This is a genomic window from Paenibacillus sp. (genome assembly GCF_048976745.1).
Lineage (GTDB): Bacteria > Bacillota > Bacilli > Paenibacillales > Paenibacillaceae > Paenibacillus.
The window spans coordinates 272,624-298,506 of the sequence record NZ_JBHGUU010000009.1 but is presented as its reverse complement, the minus strand read 5'-3'; the positions used below and the strand labels follow the sequence as shown (position 1 = coordinate 298,506).

The 25,883-nt window shown below is 46.9% G+C and carries 23 protein-coding genes; 6 read left to right on the top strand and 17 right to left on the bottom strand.

The window, feature by feature from the left end:
* Positions 1–16: 16 nt before the first annotated feature.
* Positions 17–445, bottom strand: coding sequence for a MarR family winged helix-turn-helix transcriptional regulator (locus ACE3K2_RS16910; RefSeq protein ID WP_339308509.1), 429 nt, complete (start codon positions 443–445; stop codon positions 17–19).
* A 155-nt stretch (positions 446–600) separates the two neighbouring features.
* On the opposite strand from ACE3K2_RS16910, the gene ACE3K2_RS16905 reads away from it, so the two are divergent.
* Positions 601–1,095 (top strand): arsinothricin resistance N-acetyltransferase ArsN1 family A, encoded by a 495-nt coding sequence (locus ACE3K2_RS16905; RefSeq protein WP_421892986.1) that lies wholly within the window; start codon positions 601–603, stop codon positions 1,093–1,095.
* A 63-nt stretch (positions 1,096–1,158) separates the two neighbouring features.
* On the opposite strand, the gene ACE3K2_RS16900 is transcribed toward ACE3K2_RS16905, so the two are convergent.
* Complete coding sequence (locus ACE3K2_RS16900) at positions 1,159–1,896, bottom strand: cyclase family protein (protein ID WP_421892500.1); 738 nt, start codon at positions 1,894–1,896, stop codon at positions 1,159–1,161.
* A gap of 234 nt (positions 1,897–2,130) precedes the next feature.
* Here ACE3K2_RS16900 and ACE3K2_RS16895 point away from each other — a divergent pair, with 234 nt between their 5' ends.
* Positions 2,131–2,766, top strand: a complete 636-nt coding sequence (locus ACE3K2_RS16895) for a type 1 glutamine amidotransferase family protein (protein WP_421892983.1) — start codon at positions 2,131–2,133, stop codon at positions 2,764–2,766.
* Here ACE3K2_RS16895 and ACE3K2_RS16890 read toward each other — a convergent pair.
* Entirely contained in the window at positions 2,750–3,676 is a 927-nt protein-coding gene (locus ACE3K2_RS16890) for an NADP-dependent oxidoreductase (RefSeq protein ID WP_421892497.1), read from the bottom strand. The genes ACE3K2_RS16895 and ACE3K2_RS16890 overlap by 17 nt on opposite strands.
* A gap of 211 nt (positions 3,677–3,887) precedes the next feature.
* Between ACE3K2_RS16890 and ACE3K2_RS16885 the strand changes: the two genes are divergently transcribed.
* The gene (locus ACE3K2_RS16885; RefSeq protein ID WP_421892494.1) at positions 3,888–4,766 is read left to right on the top strand and encodes a PhzF family phenazine biosynthesis protein; all 879 of its coding nucleotides are present in this window, start codon (positions 3,888–3,890) and stop codon (positions 4,764–4,766) included.
* A 63-nt stretch (positions 4,767–4,829) separates the two neighbouring features.
* Here the strand turns inward: ACE3K2_RS16885 and ACE3K2_RS16880 are convergent, their stop codons facing one another.
* The 5 genes from ACE3K2_RS16880 to ACE3K2_RS16860 all read right to left on the bottom strand — a co-directional run bounded on the left by ACE3K2_RS16880 (position 4,830) and on the right by ACE3K2_RS16860 (position 9,118).
* Positions 4,830–5,777, bottom strand: a complete 948-nt coding sequence (locus ACE3K2_RS16880; protein WP_421892491.1) for an alpha/beta hydrolase — start codon at positions 5,775–5,777, stop codon at positions 4,830–4,832.
* 107 nt (positions 5,778–5,884) lie between these two features.
* Positions 5,885–6,601: an expansin EXLX1 family cellulose-binding protein gene (locus ACE3K2_RS16875; RefSeq protein WP_421892489.1), complete on the bottom strand. Its 717-nt coding sequence runs from the start codon at positions 6,599–6,601 to the stop codon at positions 5,885–5,887.
* A gap of 338 nt (positions 6,602–6,939) precedes the next feature.
* Complete coding sequence (locus ACE3K2_RS16870) at positions 6,940–8,145, bottom strand: cation:proton antiporter (RefSeq protein WP_421892486.1); 1,206 nt, start codon at positions 8,143–8,145, stop codon at positions 6,940–6,942.
* A gap of 3 nt (positions 8,146–8,148) precedes the next feature.
* On the bottom strand, positions 8,149–8,655 hold the full coding sequence (locus ACE3K2_RS16865; protein WP_421892483.1) for a cation:proton antiporter regulatory subunit: 507 nt from the start codon (positions 8,653–8,655) through the stop codon (positions 8,149–8,151).
* On the bottom strand, positions 8,645–9,118 hold the full coding sequence (locus ACE3K2_RS16860; protein WP_421892480.1) for a GreA/GreB family elongation factor: 474 nt from the start codon (positions 9,116–9,118) through the stop codon (positions 8,645–8,647). The genes ACE3K2_RS16865 and ACE3K2_RS16860 overlap by 11 nt, the downstream gene beginning before the upstream one ends.
* Before the next feature lie 388 nt (positions 9,119–9,506).
* Here ACE3K2_RS16860 and gdhA point away from each other — a divergent pair, with 388 nt between their 5' ends.
* Positions 9,507–10,892, top strand: coding sequence for an NADP-specific glutamate dehydrogenase (gene gdhA / locus ACE3K2_RS16855; protein ID WP_339236569.1), 1,386 nt, complete (start codon positions 9,507–9,509; stop codon positions 10,890–10,892).
* A 150-nt stretch (positions 10,893–11,042) separates the two neighbouring features.
* Complete coding sequence (locus ACE3K2_RS16850; protein WP_421892477.1) at positions 11,043–11,897, top strand: pentapeptide repeat-containing protein; 855 nt, start codon at positions 11,043–11,045, stop codon at positions 11,895–11,897.
* A gap of 83 nt (positions 11,898–11,980) precedes the next feature.
* On the opposite strand, the gene ACE3K2_RS16845 is transcribed toward ACE3K2_RS16850, so the two are convergent.
* From ACE3K2_RS16845 to ACE3K2_RS16825, 5 genes are all read right to left on the bottom strand, one after another.
* Positions 11,981–12,958 carry a diaminopimelate dehydrogenase gene (locus tag ACE3K2_RS16845; RefSeq protein ID WP_421892474.1) on the bottom strand — a complete coding sequence of 326 codons (978 nt, stop codon included), beginning with the start codon at positions 12,956–12,958 and terminating at the stop codon, positions 11,981–11,983.
* A gap of 211 nt (positions 12,959–13,169) precedes the next feature.
* Entirely contained in the window at positions 13,170–13,751 is a 582-nt protein-coding gene (locus ACE3K2_RS16840; protein WP_421892471.1) for a hypothetical protein, read from the bottom strand.
* A 32-nt stretch (positions 13,752–13,783) separates the two neighbouring features.
* Positions 13,784–13,930: a hypothetical protein gene (locus tag ACE3K2_RS16835; protein ID WP_421892469.1), complete on the bottom strand. Its 147-nt coding sequence runs from the start codon at positions 13,928–13,930 to the stop codon at positions 13,784–13,786.
* Between the two features lie 50 nt (positions 13,931–13,980).
* Positions 13,981–14,964: an alpha/beta fold hydrolase gene (locus ACE3K2_RS16830; RefSeq protein ID WP_421892466.1), complete on the bottom strand. Its 984-nt coding sequence runs from the start codon at positions 14,962–14,964 to the stop codon at positions 13,981–13,983.
* A gap of 232 nt (positions 14,965–15,196) precedes the next feature.
* The gene (locus ACE3K2_RS16825; protein WP_421892463.1) at positions 15,197–15,952 is read right to left on the bottom strand and encodes an exodeoxyribonuclease III; all 756 of its coding nucleotides are present in this window, start codon (positions 15,950–15,952) and stop codon (positions 15,197–15,199) included.
* Between the two features lie 151 nt (positions 15,953–16,103).
* Between ACE3K2_RS16825 and solA the strand changes: the two genes are divergently transcribed.
* Entirely contained in the window at positions 16,104–17,237 is a 1,134-nt protein-coding gene (gene solA, locus ACE3K2_RS16820) for an N-methyl-L-tryptophan oxidase (protein WP_421892980.1), read from the top strand.
* A gap of 129 nt (positions 17,238–17,366) precedes the next feature.
* Here the strand turns inward: solA and ACE3K2_RS16815 are convergent, their stop codons facing one another.
* The 4 genes from ACE3K2_RS16815 to ACE3K2_RS16800 all read right to left on the bottom strand — a co-directional run bounded on the left by ACE3K2_RS16815 (position 17,367) and on the right by ACE3K2_RS16800 (position 25,861).
* A complete protein-coding gene (locus ACE3K2_RS16815; protein WP_421892460.1) occupies positions 17,367–19,211 on the bottom strand; it encodes an RICIN domain-containing protein in 1,845 nt (614 codons plus the stop codon).
* Positions 19,212–19,251: 40 nt separating this feature from the next.
* Positions 19,252–20,586 (bottom strand): AbfB domain-containing protein, encoded by a 1,335-nt coding sequence (locus tag ACE3K2_RS16810; protein ID WP_421892457.1) that lies wholly within the window; start codon positions 20,584–20,586, stop codon positions 19,252–19,254.
* Between the two features lie 428 nt (positions 20,587–21,014).
* Positions 21,015–24,053, bottom strand: coding sequence for a beta-galactosidase (locus tag ACE3K2_RS16805; protein WP_421892453.1), 3,039 nt, complete (start codon positions 24,051–24,053; stop codon positions 21,015–21,017).
* 311 nt (positions 24,054–24,364) lie between these two features.
* Complete coding sequence (locus tag ACE3K2_RS16800; RefSeq protein WP_421892450.1) at positions 24,365–25,861, bottom strand: glycoside hydrolase family 30 protein; 1,497 nt, start codon at positions 25,859–25,861, stop codon at positions 24,365–24,367.
* Positions 25,862–25,883 lie beyond the last annotated feature (22 nt).

Sequence of the window (25,883 nt, the reverse complement as noted above, 5' to 3'; positions counted from 1 at the left end):
ATAAATGGGATAAATTTTATCCCAATGGTGTACAGCATACGCTGGATTTCGCCATACTTTCGTTGAGCAGTTTGACGGCGTTGATGACCATATCCCGTTCAAACTCAGACATATGCGAAAAGACTTCTTTTAAATAATCATTCATCTGTTCATCAATGACTGTAGCAACAAACTTACCTTGTGTAGTCAAGGATAATATGTAAATCCGTCGATCTTCAGGTAAGGGCGTTTTTTGAACCAAACCCAACTTTACGAGACTTTGAACCTGGCGGCTAAACGTCGTGATGTCTATGGAGAGTGCATCTGCCACTTGCTGAATGGATGGATTATGCTTACGATCAATTTCATAAATGATATGACTCTGAACAAGTGAAATATCTATTCCTCCTGCGGTGCAACAGTTTTTATCCAACAATCCAAAACGCCGTGTCATGATCTGAAACATCTCTCTTACGTTGTTTTCCAATTACCTCACCTCTTGTTATAGTTATACTCTAATTATTTGCAAAATACAAATGTTTTTCGAATTTTTCTTTCCCCCTTCCCATTTCAAACTACATTGTGATATATAAACATATACAAAAATAAAACGAAGGAGTGATCAACATGGTAATTCTGCGGCAAGCTGCCGAAGTGGATCTAGGAAGCATTCTGACTATTTATAACCAAGGTATTGAAGACCGCATTGCCACGCTAGAAATTGAGTTAAAAGACGAATTATATATGAACGAATGGTTTAATACACACAAAGGACGCTACATCGTACTCGTCGCTGAAGTGAACAAGAGCGTTATTGGATGGGCGTCCATTAATGTATATAATCCTAGAAGCGCGTATGATGGTGTCGGTGACCTCTCAATCTATATTCATCGGGATCATCGCGGCAAGGGGATCGGCCGACAGTTGCTTCAGAAATTAGAGGAAATCGGTAAACAGAATAACTTTTATAAGTTTGTTCTTTTTACCTTTCCATTTAATACGCTAGGTCAGAGCTTATATCAAAGAAGCGGATACCGAGAGGTAGGTGTATTCCAGAGCCAAGGCGTTCTGGAAGGGAAATTTGTAGATGTGATGGCAATGGAAAAATTATTATAAGCATTGATCGGTATCTTTATTGTTTAATGACCAGTCACAATAGATATTTTGATCTCCCCCGTATCACGGCAGAATGGCAAAAGATCGAACTGGAAAACCGGATGCTTTCTCCGCCTTCGGTACAATGTTGAAAATTACTGCGCCTTTAGCTGGCACCTGATCCAGATTCGTTAACAGCTCAACTTGATATGTATCCTGGGCGAGTACATAATATTCTGCCAGAAGTGCCCCATTCTTCTGATAATCCACGGCCGAATCCGTGTCAAAGGTTTCATGTCCAATGGCTTGTACTTTTCTCTCTTCAAATAAAAACATAAGTGCACCAACGGACCATCCAGGCGCATGACTGTTGCCCTCATCATCTTTGTTATCAAATGCTTCATGGTTAGGCCAGCGTTTGCTCCAATCTGTACGTAAGGCTACGAAACTTCCCGCTTCAATCACACCATGTTCTCTTTCAAATGCAAGAATATGCTCCACATCCAGTGTGAAATCCGGATTATTCTCTACTTCGGCGGACTGGTCAATGACCACAAGTGGCAATACCAGCTCCTTCAAACCTAGTTCATCCAGATACCGGGTATCCCGAACGAAGTGAATCGGGGCATCCAGATGTGTCCCGTATTGACCCGGGAACTTGAAACTCTGGGCAAAGAAACCTTGATTGTGATCAAACAACGTATCGAATTGTGCTGCTTCAAATGCTGAAAAATGTGGGGAGTCCGGTCCAAATGTATGGGTCAGATCCACCCACTTCTTTTCTTTTAACAACTGAATGGCTTGAATGAGTTCGTTGGACATCCTAATCACCTCATGCACAGAATGGAATAAATTTCTCCTATTATATCTTATTCCACCACAATTGGGGAGCAGTCCCGTTCCTGGTTCCACAGGGTATGTCGCAATCTCATTTTTCTATTGGTATATCTGTTAATTATCAAATTTCAAAACTTCACTGACCGTAGATGTCAGTGAAGTTTTTATATAATACGAGAGTAAACCAATCAATCATGAATAACAAAAGGAGTGTGTATGATGCAAACGAGGAACGTATATCTATATGTATTCGATACGATGTCAGACTGGGAGGTAGGATACCTGACTGCTGAACTGAACTCGGGAAGGTATTTCAGGAAAGAGATCAAGCCTTTACAGGTCGTAACGGTAGGCGTGGATAAACAGCCGGTAACTACCATGGGCGGATTGAACATCCTTCCCCATATTTCTATGGATGAATGTACATTGAACGGTACAGATGTCATCATTCTTCCGGGAGGAAACACCTGGATGGACAACATCCATGATCCTCTATTAAAAAAAGTTACTGATGCTATAGAAAAAGGTACGGTTATTGCGGCAATTTGTGGTGCCACAGTTGCACTTGCAAAGATGGGGATGCTGGATTCCATACAACATACAAGCAATGATTTAGGATACCTGAAGATGATATGCCCAGATTATACTGGAGAAACCTATTATGTAACGGAGCCTGCAGTAACCGATGGAAATGTAGTTACTGCATCCGGAATAGCTCCGTTAGAATTTACGATGCATGTGTTGAAGCTGTTGAATGTCTTTGCACCAGAAACATTACAGGCCTGGTACAATCTGTATCAGACCCATGAGACAAAATACTTCTACGAGTTAATGAACTCTATTGCACCTGAATAACGAGTTTCCCACGCGTATGATGGGTTTCACTCTTCTCATGTGCTTCCCTTACTCCCTGCTCAGTTAACGGGTAGATGCCATCAATAACCGATTTGAGCTTGCCTTCCGCAGCCAGTTCAGCCAACTGATCCAGTTGATCCCCTTTGGGCTCCATCATGAAGACATTGGCCGTTACTCCAGCTTCCTTGGCAAGTTTCTCATCCGGTTGTTCCACCAAGGATACCAGATGCCCGCCGGACTTCAACACGTTGAAGCTGTTGCGCTGAATATCACCGCCCATGGTGTCGAGTACAACATCATAACCGGAGAGAATCTCCGAGAAATCTTCTTTTTTATAATTGATAAAATGATCCACACCCAACGAGCGAAGCAATGCTTCGTTTGAATCACTCGCCGTAGAAGCCACTTCAGCGCCGAGGGACTTGGCAATCTGAATCGCATACGTTCCCACACCACCTGCACCCGCATGGATGAGTACCTTCTGCCCTTTGGCTAAACGTCCATGGTCCACAAGGGCCTGCCAAGCCGTCATCGCAGCCAGCGGGATAGCGGCCGCTTCCTCAAAGCTTAAGTTCTCCGGTATACGGGCAATAATATCTGCATCCACGGCAACATATTCTGCATAGGTTCCGAATTGACGCGGACGTGCAAATACCCGATCACCTTCTCTGAACCGCGTGACATTCGAGCCTGCCTCAGCCACAGTACCCGCAACATCGCCGCCCAAAATCAACGGAAAATTCTCCGCTGCTTCTTTCATATAACCTTGTCTGATTTTGAAATCCACCGGATTGACCGACGTGGCATGTGTTCGGATCAGCACCTGATTGACTCCACATGCTGGCTTGGCTACTTCCTGTTCTTTCAATTGTTCCGCGCCACCAAATTCCTCAATTACAATTGCTTTCACTCGAGATCCCAGCCTTTCCAATTGAATTATCGTTATGCTCTCTCTTCCTTCATTACCCTTTCCCAGCGGTCACTTGACCTATTCATTCCAAAAATCATAGCAATCTGGGATTCACGATCCAGTTCAACAATCGTGATATAATGTCGAGTATCGATTATGTTAAATCTTAATCCAATACTTAATCCAATCATTGAACAAGCGAGGGAACGATATGGAAGTTGAAGTAAATACATTACATGCATTTTCGGACGAGGCTCTTGGCGGAAACCCCGCAGGTGTTGTTTTACAAGCAGCGCATATGTCTGAATCCCAGATGCAGGAGGTTGCCAGACAAGTCGGTTTTTCAGAGACTGCATTTGTTATGCCATCGGATCAGGCTGATTTCAAAGTACGTTTCTTCACTCCAAATGATGAAGTCGATCTCTGTGGGCATGCCACGATTGCTTTATTTTATCTAATGAAGACACAACATCTCATTGATGTTGGTACATATACACTGGAGACACTGGCCGGAATTCTTAAAGTCGTTATCCAAGTCAATGGAGAAGTCTATCTGTCACAGACATTGCCGGAGTTTGGGGAGATCGTGGACCGTCAGCAGATTGCTGACTCATTACGCATTTCTATGGAGGATTTACATTCCGAACTACCTGTACAGATTGTGTCTACCGGGTTACCCGATATCATGATAGCTGTTAAAGATGCTGCTGTTCTGACCAAAATCGATCCTGACTTCCAGCGTATCGCTGAAATAAGCAAAGCTCATCATGCCATAGGTTATCATGTGTTTACCCACGAATCAGTTGTTAGGGACGTTCTGGCAGAATGTCGTAATTTTGCACCACTGTATGATATACCGGAAGAGAGCGCAACGGGCACATCCAATGGGGCCATGCTCTGTTATTTATACCATTACAACCAGCTTACCGATCCTCATCATCACACGTACACGATCAGACAAGGGTACACCATGAACCGCCCCTCCGAGATCCGAGCCAGGTTAACTTTGGACAGCTCCAAGGAAATTACACAGATTCAGGTTGGCGGTAGTGCCATTCATATCAAAAACATTATGATTCACCTCCCTTAAGGGAGGTGTTTTCCGTACTAGGGATAGAGAACTATGTATTTCATGTAATATCATGTCCTTCATTTATTGAATCTGTTGTAAAAAACGTAGCACCGCTACCTCCAACTGATTCAGTCCGGGCTGTTCTATCGGAAAATGGCCTGCCCCCTCCAAAATGATACATTCCTTATCGACCATCAGACGATCAAAAAAAGATTGGCTGAACCGGATCGGTGTCATGGGGTCCAATTCAGGATGAACCAACAGAACCGGACACTGGCTGAACTGTTCTGGGCTTACTTCCGGTTTTTTATTAAGAAATGTTCGTAACAATTCCAACGGAATGCGTGTAGCAGCCGCTTGTGGATCATTCATAATAAGTCGGGTTAAGTCCTGATTATTGGTAATCAGTTGCATCCGGGATACCTGTTTGACCGAAATACGTAGATGGTCCAGTAGACCAGGGAACAGATCCATCATCCGTTTTCCCACCCGGCTCACCAGACGATTCGGTGCAAGCTGATCACGCATTTCCGGATTACTCGTATCTACAAATGTAGTTGCGATCAAACCCTTAACGTGCTTACTACGGACGCTGGTGTGATAGGCCAGCATACCTCCGATGCTGCTCCCCAATACAACGATTGGCTTGCCATCTTTCTCATATTCACGTTGGATGACTGACACAAGTAGCTCTATCCATAGTTCATAGTGGATACGTGTACCAGACATTGCGTAACTTAACCCATACGGCGGAAGATCTGGCGATACCACCTCATATCCATGTCGCTGTAACATACGGGCATACGGAGCGAGCAATCTGCCATTACCTCCCGCACCATGAATGAACAGAATTTTGATTGGAGATTCCGGTGCAGGCAAGCGATCGATATGCAGATGAACCCCATTCAAGTCCCACCATTCTTCCTGAGGAGCCGTATGCTCCCCCAGTCTCACTTCTTCGGGAAAAAAAGCCTGATACTGCTTCCAATAGGGATGTGTTGTCTGATATGAAGGCAAACTTTTTCTCATCTGGCTGATTCTCCCCTTTTGTGTACCCAAAAAAGCCGTACAATGTACGACTTTGGTTAAATAACATCTATGACCATACTTCTTTTTATAACACCTTCGTATATCTGTCAATCGGGAAACTGTACATTGCCCGGTACGATATATGCACCGCCTGACCCATCATTAGGCAGAGCCGGGATTGTGTCATTTAACACCCGACCGCGAATATCGGTAATACGAACGTTTAGTTTTTCTTTGCCCAGTCCGGTTCCGAGGAAATGATTATAGTCCTGCTTTTCAAGATTGAGCCACGTACCATCCTTCTGTTTCACTTCAAACTTCAGCACCGGGTACTTATGATTCCGAACCTGAATCGCTGCCCACCACTGACTGCTGCCTTCCTTAATCCGATAAGAGACGTTGCCTTGGATGGGGGCTTTAACCACTTTCCAGCTGATATTGATTTTGCCTGCCTTTGGATCACCGATTAGATTAAAAGCATTTGGCGAGAGATCCAGCGCTCCACTGGCCCCCTCTGGATAGAGGTCTGTTACATAGACGGTGGTTTTACCTTTAGGACCCTGGACTTCGAGGTAGGCTCCCGCTAGAGCCGCTTTGACACCATTATAATTAAGCTGGAACGGATTAAGTGCAGTAATCTTCATGTCCGCAGGGATGGGATCAAGCAACACCGCACCTCCTGAGTAGCCTGAGCCCGTATACGTCGCGTAACCCTGATATGTATCGTTCCATGCAGCAGATACAGGTAGAGCAAATAATACAAGACTGAGCAAAATCCCCGTACTTGCCCATTTTAACCGTTGAAATCTACTTTTCTTGTTCATGGGTTATTCCTCCTCTACGTTCTCGTGTAAAATATCTATTCAACTGCTAAATCTTGAATATAACATTATTTTACATAATAACTTTTTATTTTCAATCCCTATCTACCAAATCACATCTATAGTCCTGCCTGTGGAATTTCACATTCATGACCACGCACAAGATATGGATACATACCATAATTTGGTGAGGTTTATATAATAACAAGCCTGTATTGGATGGGTTCCCAGTAATAAAAAAACGCCACACCCCGGAGTAATTTCGCTCTCCGAATGGTGTGGCGCCTATTAAACACTACGGTCAGAATACCCGGTCTGTCCAAGGACAGTCAGCATTTGACTCAACCCGTTTCCCTTCGTTTCATCCGCTTCCTTAGTCGCTCATACGTTGCGTAGATCCGCGGAGATTCTTTTGTCAGAATAGGGCCCAGCACAGCGAGAATTAACACATACAATACGGCAAATGATTGGATGGATGCCATCAGCCCTCCGGCCTTGCCAATGTTCGCCATAATAATGGAGAATTCACCCCGGGAGACCAGGGTAAAGCCCACATTCAACGAGGCCTTAGGGCTCATTCCAGCCAATCTGCCAGCGATCATGCCTGCACCATAGTTACTGGCGATCGTCAGAATAACAGCAATAATCGTCATGCCAATAGCTCCGCCAAGTGAAGACGGCTCGATGGTCAGACCAAAACTGAAGAAGAAAATGGCACCAAAAAAATCTTTGAAAGGCATGATCTGATGTTCAATCCGACTGACATGTCTTGATTCGCCCAGCACAAGACCCATCATCAATGCTCCAATGGCTTCTGCTACATGCAGTGTCTCCGAGAAACCAGCCACCAGGAAGAGCAGTGTCATGACGGTAAGCAGAAACAACTCGGATGACTTGATATTCAGTGCCTTATCAATATATTTGATGCTTTTCCTGCCAATAATCAGGAACAGCACAATAAACAGCAGGGCAGACAGCGATACCAGCAGAACACTCAAGAATGAAGTTGCCCCGCTGAGCACAAGCCCGGTCAGGATGGAGATATGAATCGCGATGAACAAGTCATCAAACATGATCATGCCCATAATAATCTCTGTTTCAGGGTTTGCCGTGCGTTTCAGATCAACGAGCACTTTAGCTACAATGGCTGTAGAAGAGCTGGTCATGATCCCGCAGACAACGAGAGTCTCCTGAAGGGGCAGATCCATGAACCACCCCAACAGTAATCCAGAGACAAAATTAAGCCCTACGTAGAACATGCCTCCGGTCAGAATGGCTTTACCAGACTTTAATAGACGGGAGACCGAGAACTCCAGACCCAGGTAAAATAGCAAAAACAAAATGCCAAGCCTGCCCATAAATTCAATAAAGGTCGAACTTTCGATAAAACGCAAATCCACTATGCCGATCTGTGGTGCATGTGGTCCAACAGCCATACCAATCAATATATAGAACGGAATGACCGAAAATCGTAATCGTGAAGATATCAGCCCAGTAAGTGTAATCAGCGCAACGGCAATTCCCACTTCAAATATGAGCATATCCATAGGCTAAGTCCGTCCATCAGTTAACAATTGTTTGAGGTGTTTGATCTGATTCCGTTCACCGGCAACTACAATGGTAGCTCCAGCGGTAAAAGCATGATCCGGACCTGGATTAAAATGCTTCTCCTTATCCTTGGTCACAACAGCAAGAATAACAGCGCCCGTAGCCTGACGGATATCCAATTCACCAATCGTCATGCCTACGCTTGCTGCGTGAGGTTCAATTCGTAACCATTCGATTAACAATCCTTCAAGCATCACTTCACGCTCATCCTGAAACTTCGGCTTGTAGGTCATACCACCAACGATAGCGGCTACCGCCCGGGCTTCATCATCGTCCAGGGTCACAAGAGATACCATATCACCCATCTCTTCAGGCGTATCCCCTGCCTCCATATGGAACAGGTCACGTCGCTCGTCGTTATGAATCACAATGACCAAGTGCTCACCACTACGGGTATGCAGCCAGTATTTACGTCCAATTCCTGGCAAGTCCGTCTCTTTAAAGTGCATGATCTGCACCCCCTAAAGCCGACCCGTCCAAGGTTTCGCTCCTGAACTCAATCCCCGTGATGCGTATCCTCATGGAACCTGATGGTGTATGAACAGACCTAACTTCCCCTTTTCTGCCAAGCAGTAATTGACTCCCTACTGGAGAGAGGAAAGAAATCCGACCCTCATCCGGGTCCGTATCTTCTGGCATGACAATCATGAACGAATCTGACGTATGAAAATCGATATATTCAAAATCAATATGACTGCCGATCAATACAGCCGAGTCCAGATCTTCATCAGGGCCCAGGAGCAGTTTTTCCACAAACTCCGTATATGTCGACAGTTGTTTTTCCAATTGTATCCGCTCTGGATCACGCACGTCGAAATAGGCGTCGAGAAATGTTCTTTTCTCTTCACCGAATGTAAACAGCTGGCTCACCAGCTTCTCTCTGCAATTATGGCGTGGAGTCCTATGGTTCATAATAGATTTCACCCCCTATACAAGCCTTGTTCTCCATGTTGGTTGGCATGTTTCTCTTCATCATCTTGTTGTCCTCCTTCTGATTGTTAAAAGACCCCGGGATACGAGACCTTCTTACCATCTTACCAAAACTAATATTTTAATCCAGTATATTCGTCTAACTTGCTGTATTATTATCATATGTGGTCATATCTTCCATTTAATAACTTAATTCTTCACATCATGTGGTAGATCCATAGAACATTTTAATTACTGCATAAAAAACATTTTATGGTTTTTCATCTCGTATTTTTATTTGCTTTACTGTATATTTAACTACAAACTTTTATTCAATTTATGCAAATAAGCATCTACAGACTTTAACACAATAAAGGAGTGCATTGAAAAAGTGTCCACGATAACAAAAGAAACCACAGAGTCCGTTCAAGTTACTGCCGCAGAATATGTTCATTCTGTCTATGAGTCAGTTGTCGCCAGAAATCCGCATGAAGACGAGTTTCATCAAGCTGTCAAAGAAATTCTGGATTCCCTTATTCCTGTGATTGAAGCACATCCCAAATACAGGAACCATAGTCTGCTGGAACAGCTTGTCGAGCCCGAACGTGTAATCACATTTCGTGTCCCATGGGTAGATGATCAGGGCAAAGTTCAGGTTAACCGTGGATTCCGGGTGCAATTCAACAGTGCCATTGGTCCTTACAAAGGCGGACTTCGCTTCCACCCTTCCGTATACTCGGGCATCATCAAGTTCCTTGGCTTCGAACAGATCTTCAAAAATGCATTAACCGGTCTGCCCATTGGCGGTGGCAAAGGCGGTTCTGACTTCGATCCCAAAGGAAAATCGGATCTGGAAGTTATGCGCTTCACGCAAAGCTTCATGACAGAGCTGTACAAATATATCGGTTCCGATACGGATGTACCGGCAGGTGACATTGGTGTAGGCGCAAGAGAAATCGGTTACATGTTCGGTCAATACAAACGTATCCATGGCGGTCATGAAGCAGGCGTGTTGACAGGAAAAGGTCTGCTGTACGGAGGAAGCTTGGCACGCAAGGAAGCCACTGGCTTTGGCTGTGTGTACTTCGTGAAGGAAATGCTGCAATCCAAAGACCTCAGCTTCCAGGACAGCACAGTTGTTGTCTCTGGCTCTGGTAATGTATCCATCTATGCTATTCAGAAGGCTCAGGAGCTTGGAGCCAAAGTGGTGGCATGCAGTGATTCAGGCGGCTACATATACGATCCACAAGGCATCAACCTGGATACCGTGAAACGTCTGAAAGAGGTTGATCGTCTTCGCATCAGTGAATACATCAAAGAACATCCGCATGCTACATATACCGAAGGCTGTGAAGGAATCTGGTCTATTCCTTGCGATATCGCTCTTCCGTGTGCGACGCAAAATGAGATCGATGAAGAAGCTGCTGCCCTTCTGGTTAAAGGTGGCGTGAAAGCCATTGGCGAAGGCGCAAATATGCCTTCCACCCTGGCTGCCATTGATGTCTTCCACGGCGCGGGCGTACTTTTTGGTCCAGCCAAAGCGGCTAATGCTGGTGGTGTAGCCGTGTCTGCTCTTGAAATGTCACAGAACAGCATGCGGTTGTCCTGGTCATTTGAAGAAGTAGACGCCAAGCTTCATGACATCATGAAGAACATCTACAACAGCTGTGTGGAAGCTGCTGAAGAGTATGGCTGTGAAGGCAACCTCGTAGCCGGAGCGAATATCGCCGGTTTCCTCAAGGTCGCTGATTCCATGATCGCTCAAGGTGTAGTTTAATTTTTGATTCTCCACGATTAAAAGGCGTTCCCATCTTATTTGGGTAAACGCCTTTTTTTCATTGTCTCTAATTGCTCTAATCGCAGGGCAATGGTAAAGTGGTACAGACGTAATTCCATTTATTTGTACTCGTATAAGGAAGTGTTTACATTGTCTAACCAACCATTTGTCAGTACTGCGAGTCCTCATCTGAGTGCAGACTGCGAGCAATGTTTTGGCCTGTGCTGTGTTGCCTTGCCCTATGGCAAGTCATCTGATTTTGCTTTTGAAAAGGCCAGCGGCACACCCTGTCCCAATCTGCGCACGGACAATCGCTGCGGTATCCATACCCAGCTTCGGCAGAAAGGGTTCAAAGGCTGTACGGTGTATGACTGTTTCGGAGCCGGACAGAAGCTGTCTCAAGTGACCTACGCGGGCAAGGATTGGCGAGATCATCCGGAGTCTGCAAAGGAGATGTTTGATTGTCTGCCTGCCTTGCGACAAATTCACGAGTTGCTCAGTTATATGAAGGAAATGATGATGAGACCGGAGACGTCATCCCTTCACTCGGCATTCGAGGAGTTGTACCAGGAGATCGAGCGCTTGAGCAATCTGGAGCCTGCGGCCCTCCTGCGTCTGGACATCGTTCATTATCGGTCCTCGGTGAATCAACTCTTGGTTCAGGCCAGTGAAATGATACGTGCGAATGTGCCAGCCGCCGCTCATGGACAAGGGAAGTCGAAGAAGAGTAAAAAACGTACCGGAAGTGACTTTTTCGGTGCCAACTTAAAAGGGGCTGACCTGCGGGGCGCAAGCTTCCGAGGGGCTTTAATGATTGCAGCCAACCTCCAACATGCAGATATACGAAATGCTGATTGGATTGGTGCAGACTTGCGGGATACAGATCTGGGCGGTGCAGACCTGAGAGGTGGCATCTTCCTCACGCAATCGCAGATTAATGCAGCCAAAGGTAATGCGAATACCAAGTTACCGGATCATCTTCACATGCCCTCACACTGGGCGTAGCAAAAAACAAAAAAACAGCTCGCCCTATACTATCCAGGGACGAGCTGTTTGTTATTGAAACGAACTACCGAAAAGAATCAGAATTATAACAAGTCACGGCGAAGATCTTCAGCCGATTTCGGGGACAGGTGACCGAGCGGAATATCAAATACCGTTTTCGCTCCCTTATGCCCTTCCACGCTCAAACGTTGTGCGGCTCTTGCATACGCCACAAGTACGCTCGCTGTAAATTCAGGATTGCTGTCGAGTTTCAAACCAAATTCGATAATTTGTTTTTGACCTGCACCTGTAACTCCACTACGAATGACAAATCCACCATGCGGCATACCTTCGTGCTCTGATTTCAATTCTTCCTCGGTAATGAACGTTACCGTTGTATCGTAATCTGCAAAATAGTTAGGCATAGATACAATCGTCTCACGGATCTCATCCTGATTAGCGCCATCTTCTGCTACCACGTAACATTGACGCAGATGTTTCTCACGTGTAGACAGCTCTGGTGTCTCGCCTGAACGAATGCGGTTGATAACCTCTTCCACAGGAACCGTATACTGTACACCCGCTTTAACACCTGGAACACGACGAATCGCATCCGAGTGACCTTGGCTCACACCTTTGCCCCAGAACGTGTACTCTTTACCTTCTGGCAGGATGGACTGTGCAAGCAGACGGTTCATGGAGAACAAGCCTGGGTCCCAACCTGTGGAAATGACACTTACGTGACCGCCTTGCTCTGCCGCAGCATTCACTTCCTTGTAGAATTCAGGAATCTTCGCATGTGTATCGAAGCTATCCACCGTATTGAACAACTTGGCGATGGCTGGTGTCTGCTCCGGAAGGTCCGTTGCCGAGCCACCACAGAGGATCATAACATCGATCTTACCTATGTATTGCTCCGCTGCAGAGATATGCTCAAAACGAACTTCTGTACTATCAGCGACCATCTGCTCCGGATTACGACGTGTAAACACTGCAATCAGTTCCAGATCCTCGTTCTGGGAAATGGCTTTCTCTACCCCTTTACCCAAGTTACCGTAACCAACAATACCCACTCTAATCATGTTCAATCCTCTCCTGTCTTCTTCTATAGTTGTCTATTAATCTATTATAATGATATAACATACCATGTAACCTGTCAGGTTTCCAGTTCGAAATAAAAATACCTTGCAGCGGTGCAGCAATAATGCGGCTCCGCATGCAAGGCATGTTGGGGTTCATTCGTTATTTTAAGAAGAAAGACCGCAGGAAAGGACAATAGCCTTTATCTTCTCCTTATGATTCGGACCAGGTTAATGTCAGTTCAATGACGCCTTCCTGTGACGCCAGTGCCCCTCCAATTAAGGACCAGACATCCTGCGTTTCCGGGTCAGTCCCCTGAATAATAATATTTTTGTCATCAATCGTCTGACCCGCATCCGTCAACTTTTTGGCATCGAAGTAGTCTTTATACAGCTTGGATACGGTCTTCATATCTTGTTCCGTGGTGAAAATCACCATGGCCGATTGCTTGCCTTCATTCTCACCGGAATTGGCTAAACGAATCGTTGCATCTTCCGGCAGGGGGAAGTCACTTGGCAAATTCTCAGGCAACTCATTCGTTCCAGCAGCGGCCTCCTCACCGCTATCTGAATCCGATTCGGCTGGCGCAGTTGTACCCTCCGTCTCGGTCACTCCACTTGTTGTTGCTTCGCTTGCACCTTCATTGGTCGCTTGTTCACCCGTTCCAGAGGAAACTTCCGTGTCTACCTTCTCCGTTTCACCTGTCGGTTCTTCTGCTGCGCTGCTGCAAGCACTCAAGGCCACCAACATCGCCAGTGCCGCACAGGCTAATACATAATTCCTTCTCTTCACCATCTGTTACCACTCCTTCTTCTTCGTTTCAAGTGCTAATCATGTTCAAACGACTGGATCACAGGCACCGCATGAACGTTATTCTTGACCCATATCACAGATACAGATAATACACTTAAAGACAATAGACAACTGGCTACGAGAATGGAGAGGAACCGGGTAATCACTCTAAACTTTCTCATCCATCCCTCCTCCTCATCCTGTTCATCATGTGTTTGTGGGATCATCTTACTCATAAGTCACTGGACGTTGTCACTAATTTTATAATTTCGGCGGCAACAATATCCGGCTGACTTCTGTGGATACCGTGTTTCGCGTGTGGAACCGTCAGCTGTGTGCCGTGTGTTGACCATGAAGCAAAACCCGCTTGATCGGCCTGCCATGCCTGACTGTCCTCATCCGACGTCTCCGAACCCGCTGTCAGAATCGTCAGGGGAAAATCGAACTTGGTTTTGTTCTCAAGCACACACGCTGCATTGGTTCTGGAATTCCGAACCTCTTCCATGACATTGTCATTGTACGCATGTCTCAGCGTGGATATCGTGACGGCCTTTTTCATCGGTTCCGTTACCAGTTTGGGATCAATGACCAGAGACGCCATCATGTGATCCGACTGCAGCAATGTTCGTGCGATGCCTGTTTTCACCAGAAAACGGGACCAATCCATCATCCATTCTGGTGTATTCAGGTCTGTACGACTGTAATACTCCGGGCTTCCGCCATCAATCATGACCATGCCAGCCACCTCATCAGGATACCTTTGCGCAAACCGCAGTGTCTCCAACGCACCCAGGGAGTGGCCAACCATGATGTAAGGTGGACGTTGACCGGATGTTCGCAGCAATTGGTGAATCTCTTCCGAGATGGTATCGACATCACGAGGTTCATCCGTATAGTCGCTGTATCCATACCCGAACCGGTCATATACCGCAATTTTCACCTGTGATTTTATCTTGTCATACAGCGGACTGAAATCCACATACGGATTCGGTGTACCCCAGCCTGAGGCAAATACCACCGTGACCTCTCCTTTGCCAGCGGTGTAGAGGTGCATGTTGCGACCACTCACTTCATAATACTTGCCTGGCGGGGGATAGGACTTCATATCCTGCGTGGATTGATACGCTTCATACGCCGTACCTGCCAGCAGCAAAAGTCCTGTAGCAAGCATGATGCCTCCCAGCACCTTTAACCCTCTCCGTAACCCCTTCTTCATCTTCTCTACCCCTTATCCCAAAGGTTCATCTATATATGTATGTTTCAATCGTACCCAAGAAATAGCAGGATTGAAACAATCCCGAGTCCAGTCCTTTCCCCAACCAAAGTCCAGTTTCAACCCCCTACCCGTAACGCAAAAAAACTGCAAATCTCCCATCCAGGAAACTTGCAGTTCATCTATACTAGTATTCTAAAATTCATACCTCATTCCATCTCAAGCTGATTCTTACTTATAGTTGCAATGTAAGACCCACCGGGCAATGATCACTGCCCATTACATGGCAGTCAATATGTGCATCCGCTACGTTAGGTGCCAATTGATTGGATACGAGAAAATAATCAATGCGCCAGCCCACGTTCCGTTCTCTGACTTTTGGCATATAAGACCACCAGCTGTACACATCCGTACGATCCGGATACAGATGGCGGAAGCTGTCCACATACCCGGATGCAAGCAAATCGCTCATCTTGCCGCGCTCTTCAAGGGTAAAGCCGGAATTGCCCAGATTGGGCTTCGGATTCTTCAGGTCAATCTCCTGATGAGCCACATTCAGGTCACCACAAACGATAACGGGCTTGGTCTGTTCCAGGTGCAGGATATATCCCCGGAAGCGGTCCTCCCATTCCAGACGGTAAGGCAGTCGGGTCAGATCCCGCTTTGCGTTAGGTGTATAAACATTCACCAGATAAAACTCATCGTACTCCAGTGTAATCATCCGTCCTTCCGGCTCGCTGTCCTCCTCCATCCCATAACGAACGGATAAAGGCTTGATTCGGCTAAATACAGCCGTACCGGAATATCCTTTTTTGATTGCATAATTCCAATATTGATAAACGTCTTCCCCCAGGTCCATCTCAATCTGTCCGGCTTGTAATTTGGTCTCCTGAAGGCAGAAAATATCCGCCTGACTCTCCTGATAATAATCCATAAATCCTTTGGTCACACATGCCCTTAAACCATTCACATTCCAGGACACCAGCTTCATATCCTCATCTCCTCACATCTCTCCAATATAGCACGGGCCCATTCTTGTGGACAAGGTCGATCAACTGTTCTATTGACTGCCAATGCACTGAGAGACTACATTATGCTGTAGAAGTTTAGAATTACGATCCACAAGGAGAGGACGTGCCATTATCACACCATCATATGACGTTATTATCGTTGGAGCCGGCTCCATGGGCATGAGTGCAGGGTATTATCTATCACGCAGTGGATGCAAAACTTTACTAATAGATGCCTTTGATCCTCCGCACACGGAAGGAAGCCATCATGGGGATACCAGACTGATGCGCCATGTGTACAGTGGTGGGCCTGACTATATTGCCATGGCACTGCTTGCGCAGAAGTTATGGCATGAGCTGGAGGAAACGACTGGTGATCAACTGTTTGTTCCTTCCGGTGTATTGAATGTGGTTGATCCGGAGATTCATTCCTTCCACAATCGATTGAGCCATGCAGATGATGCAGGGATTCGTTATGAAACATTGCACGCAGCCGAGGTGATGAAACGCTGGCCAGGTATGACAATACCTGAGCATTACGAGGGCATGTATGAGCCTGATGCGGGATATCTGTATAGTGAACGTTGTATTCATGCCTATCGCAAGGCAGCCAAGGCTCATGGTGCCACCTTGTTAACGCACACGCGTGTGGAACATATTGAATACGGACCACATTCCGTCGCAGTTCAGACTTCAGGTGGTGAGACATACCATGCGAATCAAATCATCCTGAGCGCAGGTGCCTGGTTTCAGACGTTACAACCTTTTGTCGATCTCCCAATCCAGGCTGTACGTAAAACGGTGGGGTGGTTTGATGCACCCGAAGCCTTGTATGGCGAGGCACATTTCCCCGGTTTTACCCTGGCAGGAAAAGAAGGTACATATTATGGTTTTCCAAGCATGGGCGGATCAGGTCTGAAGATGGGTCGTCATGATACGGGTCAGGTGTGGACACCAGGAAGTACGATCGCTCCTTTTGATACGGAAGAAACGGACGAGGGTGATCTGCGCAGACTGCTGGAACTTCATATGCCTCAGGCAGCTGGAGAATTGAAACGGGGTAGTGTGTGCAAGTATGAATTCACTTCGGATGAAGATTTTATTATCGACCGACACCCTGCCCATGAACGTGTGTGGCTCGCAGGCGGTTTCTCCGGTCATGGCTTCAAGTTCGCAAGTGCCATTGGACAGATTCTAGCCGACTTGGTGCAAACGGGGCACACGGATCAGGATATTAGTAGGTTCGCCCTATCCCGTTTTCGTTAAGTACCTGCCGGGTGGATGAATATATGTATGTCTAAAATAGTTACTTTCTTAGAGGGTGCAGTGTTGCTTAGAACACTGCACCTCCAAGAAAGAAGGACACGTAAGAGCGTTAATTCATGCCCACTCACACTAATTAACTTTGACTAGGCTCCACTGCTGATTGGCTCCGCCATTGTCGGCCCACTGAATGGTGGAGGCGCCCGCGGTCAGAGAACCTTGATTGATGTCAACCGTCAGGCCACTGTTTCGATTCGCAAGTACCACATATCCTCCCACATCAATGGGCAGCCATTGCTGATTGTTGCCCCCGTTATCCTGCCACTGAATCAGAGCGGCTCCGCCTTGTGTGGAACTTGAATTTACGTCTAATAAAAGACCACTGCCCACATTGCGGATGTTGTAATATCCGTTCCCTGCCGACTCCAGCTTCCACTGCTGATTAGCTGCTCCATTATCATTCCACTGGATGATCGTTGCCCCACCCGTAGAAGAAGCACCGTTAACATCAAGTGCAAGTCCACTGTTACGGTTGATTAATTTGTAGATGGCCCCTGCTTCATATCCTGTACCCCCATTATAAGATGCACCGGAAATGACGTAGGTTGTGACCGAGTTAGCCTTGGCCGTAGCGGTAAAGGTTTTGTTTTGCACCGAAATGTTCGTCAGCTGCTGCAACTTCTCCGTTGAAGAAGTCCGATAGACTTGAGCAGACGTGCCTGTGTTCGTAAAACGACTGAGATCATAGGTTACTGTTGTATCCGTTGAATCCGAATTGGTTGTAACCAATACAACTTTGCCGGAAGCTGCATCATAGGCTGCAAGCGTATTGGCATCACTCATGCCGATAATTTTGTATCCAGGACGAATAAATTTGCTGTAATTGCCCATGACATAATATTTTTGGTTCACGGTGTAGCTGGTCGTTTGTGTATTGTTCAACACATTTTTGAAAAATCCCCATCCTTCTGCACTATCCACGGCTTGCCAATACACCCATGCACTTGCGCCCATATTGCGAATATCCTTGAGGATGGTCCGTGACATCGTCAGTCCACTTGCATCTCCATCTCCATATTCCGAGGTCCACAGATGTTTGCCCGCAGACGTCGCTGTGTTGCGCAAAGCCGTACGATTGCTTCCGCCATACGTATGGGTGTTGATCTGAGTAATTGCTGATTTCACCGCACTACTGTAGCTGTTAAATGACACATTCGTATCATCGATGCTGTATTCTTCCGGTGCGCTCAGCTTTGTGGACAGGCCCTTCGCATTCAACGAAGCTTGTACCTGACTCAGAATGGTGTTCTGATCCGCCCGGTCAAAGTGCATGCCCTCCTGGTCATTGCCCTGCTTCCACCACGTCGAGATCGGTTCATTCAGCGGAGTTACACTATCGAATGTGATGCCCCAGTTATCCCGAAAATGCTTCACAACCTCGGTTAAGTAATCCGCAAAATCATCATAGTAATCGGGCTTGAGGTTGTTCCCACCACTGGCCGAACCGGACACATTACCACTGATCGTCATCCAATAAGGTGCGGAATTCGCAAAAGCTTCAATAACATTCACACCTTGCGCTTTGGCAGCTTGCAACATATATCGCTGGTTTGCATCTGCACTCCAGTCATACACGCCGGGAGAAGGCTGGTACCCAGGAACGGCTTTGCGATATTCGAGGATATTGGATGATGGATTATCCCCGCCTCCGATGTTGTACCGCAGGATGTTCAGTCCCAATCCGGTATTTGCATTAAACATTTTCTCTACATACTCATCCCGATTGGAATATTCTCCAACCACTTTGCCCCACCACGCGAGCGATGTCCCCCATCCTTCCATCGTCTGATATTGCTTCGATGGATCGGCAACAGCCGTGTACGCTCCTGCAGCAGATACCTCTGTACCCAGACCCAGACTGCTTGTTAGCAGACTTCCTGCCAACAGCAGCGAACCCATTCGTTTTAACCACTTCATCTACTTCACTCCTTAGAATTTTTCGAAACAAGAACACCTCTTACTGTGCGACCTCTCGGAAGGTCGCGTCTGACTTGTCGAGTGTAGTAACGACAGTTTCCAATTTCAACACATTATTGTAATGTCTCAGATACAGGTTCGGGTTATTAAACAAGGCATACGATGTCCAACTGGCGTTAGCAAGTCCATTGACACGTTTGAACGTGGCGTCATTTCGAAACGCAGCACTGCCATCATTTTTCACGAGTGCGATGTTGCCATTATTATTGCGCAGGAAATAACCCGGATAATTCATGGACTCAAACGAAATGCCTGTTGTATTCGACAGCCCGGGAACGATACGGAACTGTGCATCTTCCGTTGGACTCACATTGGCGTCGATTCGGGCCTGATAGTTGTAATGACGAATGAAGCTGCCCGGCACGTTGAATGATTCCAGCTTACGGATATCACCCGGCTGTCCGGACTCTTTCAATACAGTCATATGCCGGACGAGTCCGGTAAGACCTGCAATCTCTTGTTTGGCACCCCAAGTCTGGAAGTTGTCAGCAGAGTCGCTGTAATAATATTTTTGTGTCGCATAGCCGTCAAAGTAGATTCGCCATGAACCATTATCCAGCTGAACAAGCGCCGGGCCTTCCACCCAAGAGCCCCAACCTGCCCAATCCCCTGTGCCTTTAAAGGTATAAGGACCCGTTAGCGAAGTGGCTGTCGCATATTCAATGTATTTGGTGGTCTCGTTCTTGGTAAACGCATGATAGGTTGAGCCTGTCTTCACGATAAACGTGTCGATATAATTGGGAGCAATGCCCGCCAGTTCAGTAGGTGCAGACCATGAGGTAGACGCTAGATTGCTGCCTGAAGCTGTGAGGACATATGGTTTGAAATTCTCATAGTTGCCTGGTGAGAGTGACACGATAATGTTCAGACTGCCGTTGCTGTCTTTGAACCATTCTGGTGCCCAGGTGTGTGCGATTGTGGTCGGTGTGGATAATGTAATGTTACGGACAAATGTCCAGTTCACCTTATCCGGGCTGGAGGCGATGCCAATGGTGTTACCCGACCAGTTCGTGGTGTAGACGACGTAATATAGACCATCGGTGTGCTTCATAATGCTGGGATCGCGAATCAGATCGGCCGGAGGTGTATAGGCTGGCCCTTTCAGCAAACCATAATGGGTCGCATTATACGATTCATAGATATACATATTTGACTCACTGGTGTTTGTAAAAGCTGATATCGTATAGACACTTGTTGCTGCTCTCGCTGTATTGGGGAATAACATTGTTAATAGAAGTAATGTTCCCAGCAGCAGGATCATTCCGGCTTTGAAACCGCTGAATCCTCTTGCTGCGTCTTTCCTCTTCGTTAACATCAGGTCATCTCCTTATCCATGATCGAATGAAATAATAAATTAGACTTAACATACCTTACAGCTACCTGTTCCAATTCCAATTACATGAAGCATCACTCCCTTCACAGATCATGGATGAACAATTATCAGTTATGTAAACGGTTACAATTAATAAGGTTATAAATATTTTCTTTGCTCATTGTACATAGCGGATCACCACAGTTTCCCCCATTCCCTTAGTCCAATTCACTCCCAAGATTGAATCCGAAGACTCTGAACATGGGGTTATCTTGACTGCGGAAATGAGGTGGTATGACTGCGGTAAAAAATAAACTTTTGCGTGATGTGATGCTATTGCTATTGCTATTTTCTAGTGGTCCATTTCTATAAAAGGCTATTTCAAACTCGAACTATCTCGTTACAGTCATCGCTAACAATCAATACATGAGCTATTTCACGACAACCCACGGATAACGGGATGGCGTATCCAACAGGAATCGTACCCGTTCTGGCGTTCTGCCTTCTTCATCGAACAAAAGCAGTTCATTCTCTTCCTGTAGCCAAGCTACTGGAATTTTGTAATCCTCTTGCGGGCCAATCTGCCAGTAACGACCCAAATGATGTCCATTCAGGTGAATGGTGCCTTTGCTCATCCCGGTCAGGCGAAGCATCAAATTCACTTTGTGGTGCTCGGAAATAGCAGGCTTCGCGAAACGCCAGCGGTACCAAGTGGGCTGAATGTACGAATCATGTACTTGAAAGTTATCAGATGCAGAGTGAGCCTTCTCGCTCACCGTAACACTCGACATACCCTCATCTGAAGTAGAGGTCACCAGATTGGCAGTACAATTGCCACTTTCGGCGATACCAAGCTGTGCCGTAGGCTGGATTGCCCCCTGTACTCCACGTTGGACCACTCCATGCACTGCCTCTGAACTCTCCCATTGTTGCGGAAGTAATGCCTCCGTTCCTGCCATACGCCAATCCTTCAGTTCTCCATGACTTGGATACGTGATCATCTCCAGTCGATTCAGGGATGAACGGCTATACGGCATTTCCAGTGTATTTGTCTCTCCGGGCTTGATATACAGGGATATGTCTAACGTCTGGAAGGCAAACCAATCCTGATATCCCTCCATCGGAACTTCGATGCCATTGATACGCAGACCTTTGCTCAAGGCACCCACAAGAATCGCCCGATCCATGCCATCCAGCTTAAAGCTTCTGCTCAGAAGTGGCGCCCCATGTATAGCGTTCACCTCATCAAGATGTACAAGTCCACTCTCCATATGCCAATCCCGACGAATATCCTGAACTTGACCACCCAGATACACCGCACCAGCCAGACCTTTGCTCTCACCCAAATATGGAGAGAAGTTCAATCTGCCCATATGCTGCACCAGAATCTGAAGTGTATTCTTCCCTTGGGCCACCTGCAATTGCACACCTGCTGCCCCTACCTGACGCACGAATGCCTGCTGAACACCGTTAACGATGATTCTGGCAGTATCCTGGATATCCGGCAAAATGAGACTCTTCATTCCTTCAGTTGGACTCTCGAAATCACATTCATACAATAGATAACCAAAATCTTGGCCATATTGGGAAAAGTCTTCTGGTTGTCCACTTGCCGAGCGTTGCTTCGCAGTTAACGTAATACGAGACAGCTCAGGCGAAGCAGACAATGTTGGTGCGATTGGCGGTGTCCATGGGAGCTGCAGCTGTATTCCACTGATAGACTCCTCGCTGGCAAAGAACTCATGACCCGTTAATGTCCGTTCTCCATCTGTCCAGTCACCAAGCAGCGTAATCGTGCGATCCGGATCCGTGATCATGCCCTTGACCTGACCCGATGGCAACACGTCCACGTCACCGAACCCGATTGCATAACGTAATCCCTTCTGATTGGTTGCTTCCAATCGCCATGTTCGATTCATCGTCTCTTGATCCAGAATGACGAAACGGATTGGTGTGCCGTTTGCTTCCAGTTGGATCATGCCAGGCTCTTGGAAATGGAACAGATCCAGGCGGTGTACGTTCCTTGCTGAATCATGCTCAACCAGCACTTGCACCGTGCTACCTGTGACGTTCAATGCCCCAGCTTCCAGTTCAACAACGGACCGCTGCCCCGCAGATGCCACGATGAACAGGGTTAATTCTCCGTTGATCACCTCATTGCCCGTAATCAACGTACCCGCAGTCAGGTATACCTGTTCGGCAATCTGTACTCGATCCAACAATGGAACAATCTGTCCCGGATTCAGCGATACCGGAAGAGTCCGGCCTTCCTCCAACGTAATGTGCATCGTCTCGCGTTCATCCTTGTGACTCTCCAGGAACCAAATCTTCTGATTATCCGCCTGTCTGCCTCGTACAGATATGCCTTCAGGATGACGTACAACGATCTGTTCTTCCGGAATTTCCTCTGTTTCCATCAGAAGGGCTCCGAAAGCATGGACGAAATAGGACAGATTCTTGGTTACCGTATATTTCGGTGTCACCCGTCCATATTCGTTCAGCGGTGCATCATAGTCATAGGAAGTAATCATGAAGATGTCACTGCTGCCCATTGTTCTGCCGCCATATCCACCAAAATTGGTGCCGCCGTAGAACATGTAATGGCTGATTCCGGTATACCCGGCACGCAGGATCTCCATGATGCGTCTCTCCAGCAAAGGTGCCGTCTTCTGAATGGCCGAAGGTCCTCCCCAATTCTCAAACCATCCGGTCCAGAACTCCGTCACCATCTTCGGGGTGTCCGGCTGTTTGGCGCGGAGAGTCTCATAATGCCCGTCAGCCCCCGACCAGAAATTAGCCCCTTCAATCGTGCCTTCCGCCCCGCCAACGCAAGTGATCAGCGTAGAATCAATTCCCCGTTGTAACAATCCATCTCTCAGTGTATTCATATGGTCACTTGCTGCGGCGTCATCCATCAAATACCCGTATTCATTCTCCACCTGAACAAGAATGACCGTGCCCCCGGCTGATAACTGGCGCTCCCGAATAATGGGCACAATCCGGTCAAAATACAAATTTACATATTGCAGATAGGTCTCATTATTTTCCCGGAATTTCACGCCGTTCTTTGTACCAAGCCAGTATGGAAAACCGCCAAAATCCCATTCCGCACAGATAAACGGACCCGGACGTGCGATGACCCACATGCCCAGTTCTGCGCACAAATCCAGAAATGCTCCGCAATCGTTGTCCCCTTCAAAGGACCACTGTCCTTCTTCCGCTTCATGCACATTCCACGCAAAATAGGTGTCGATGCAGTTCATGCCTGCCAGCTTTGCCTTCAGCAGAACTTCACGCCATTCCTCCTTCGGCATACGGAAATAATGGATCGTGGCACTGTTCAGAAATACACGCTCTCCATTTAAGAAAAAGCTGCGTGCATCGTATGTTAATTCAGATTGAACACCATTCTCAGCCCTGGCGATGTTCTTCTCCTGTTCCTGTAGCAAAAGGGATGCTTTCTCTGTCAAAGTGATCCCCTCCTTCTCTGTATTTAGTTTCATATGCCCTGTGATTCATTCAATATAAGGTGAACTATCTCCGTTAAACTAAAAGCGATTTACACGGGTACTACGATTACAGAACAACTTTCCGATCGCTGTTATCCCCAGATTTTTCGATTCCCTTTTCTCAAAGGGAAAATCCGGTGATAAAGGCGCACGCTCCGCTTCTTCAAGTTATTTCTGTCCTCTTCGTTTCTGTGTAAATGATTAGTTCAAAATGATATTGTTCATATTCACACTATCACTAAGATGACAGAATAACCTTCCAATCGCTGTTATTACTTCGCCTGCAACGTTACGCCTTCCAGTACAACCGTTGTGATGGAATTGTCTGCCGTAGGCACTTCAAGTCCGTTGGCATACACCGGAATGTCTTCAAGCTGTTCCATGTTCCGATCCGGTGAAGTCTGGTACACCTGGGCAGTGGATGATTTTCCATACGTATACCCTTCCAGTTCAAAAGCCGTTGTTCCCGCTGACAATTCATTACGAATCACCAGCACCAGTCTCTGACGTTCCGCGTCATAGGCTGCCATCGTGCGTCCACCATCCGTTGGAATAATCGTTGCACCGGGACGAATAAACTTTGTAAACTGGGCCATACCATAATACTGTTTGGTCATCTCATACTGCTCTTCTCCGTTAAAATTGGCGTGAATGAAGCCCCAATTGTTATTGGCCCCTTCATCTTCAACGGCCTGCCAGTATACCCAGGCGGATGGCTGCATGATTTTCAGATCAAACATGATCCGCTCTGCCAGTTCTTGTACCGAGGTCATATCCTCATGACTGTGCGGCTCGCTGCCGCCTGTGCCGTACTCGGACATCCACAGCTTCTTGCCATGGCGTTCTGCCAATGTGCGCAGTTCTTCCATTTTGCTACCATTATAGGAGTGGGTATTGATCTGCTGGATTACGTCCAGCGTATCCTGATCATAGAGGTTGAAATTGAACACCGTTTCATCAATGCTGTTATCGTCTGCAGCACTAATGACAGTTCCGTCCAGTCCTTTGCTCTTCAACGATGCAGCGACTTTCTTGATAATCTCGGCCTGTTTCTCATTGGTAAAATGACTGCCTTCCTGCATATTGCCTTTCTTCCACCAGTCAGAGGAAGGTTCATTAAGCGGATTCAGTGTGCGGAAGGTGATCCCCCACTCGTCCCGATAATGCTTCACAACTTCGGTCAGATAATCGGCAAATGCATCATACTGATCGTCACGCAGATTATTGCCGCCATCCACGGCTCCTGTAACCGATCCACTGATCGTCATCCAATAAGGTGGTGAGTTGGAGAATGCTTCGGCAATGTTCACCCCGCGTTCCATCGATCCCTGTAAAACAGCCCGCTGACCTGCATCAGCCTCCCAATCCCACTCTCCAGGCTCAGGCTGGAAGCCAGGTACATCCCCGCCGGGACGGAGGGCTTTCATCTCCGGATTCTCCTCACCGCCAATATTGTACCGAACGATGTTCAGACCTAATCCTTTCTCCGGATCAAAGACCAGATCCATCACTTCACTCACCTTCGCCTGATCTTTCCATCCGCCAAGATCGTTGGCCCACCAGGCAAGTGACGTGCCCCAGCCTTCAAAATGATCATAGGACTGATCCAGCTTCAGACGTACCGGTTCCTCTTGAAATACAAGTGTTTTGGATGATTCATTGGCAAAATGATTGATAACAATTCCTCCTCCTGCCAGCAGGGCAATCAGGGCTACACCCATGAGGATATAGTTCCGTTTGCTCCTGCTGCGTTGTTCTTTATGCGCCATGGGCTATACAATCCCTTCTCCA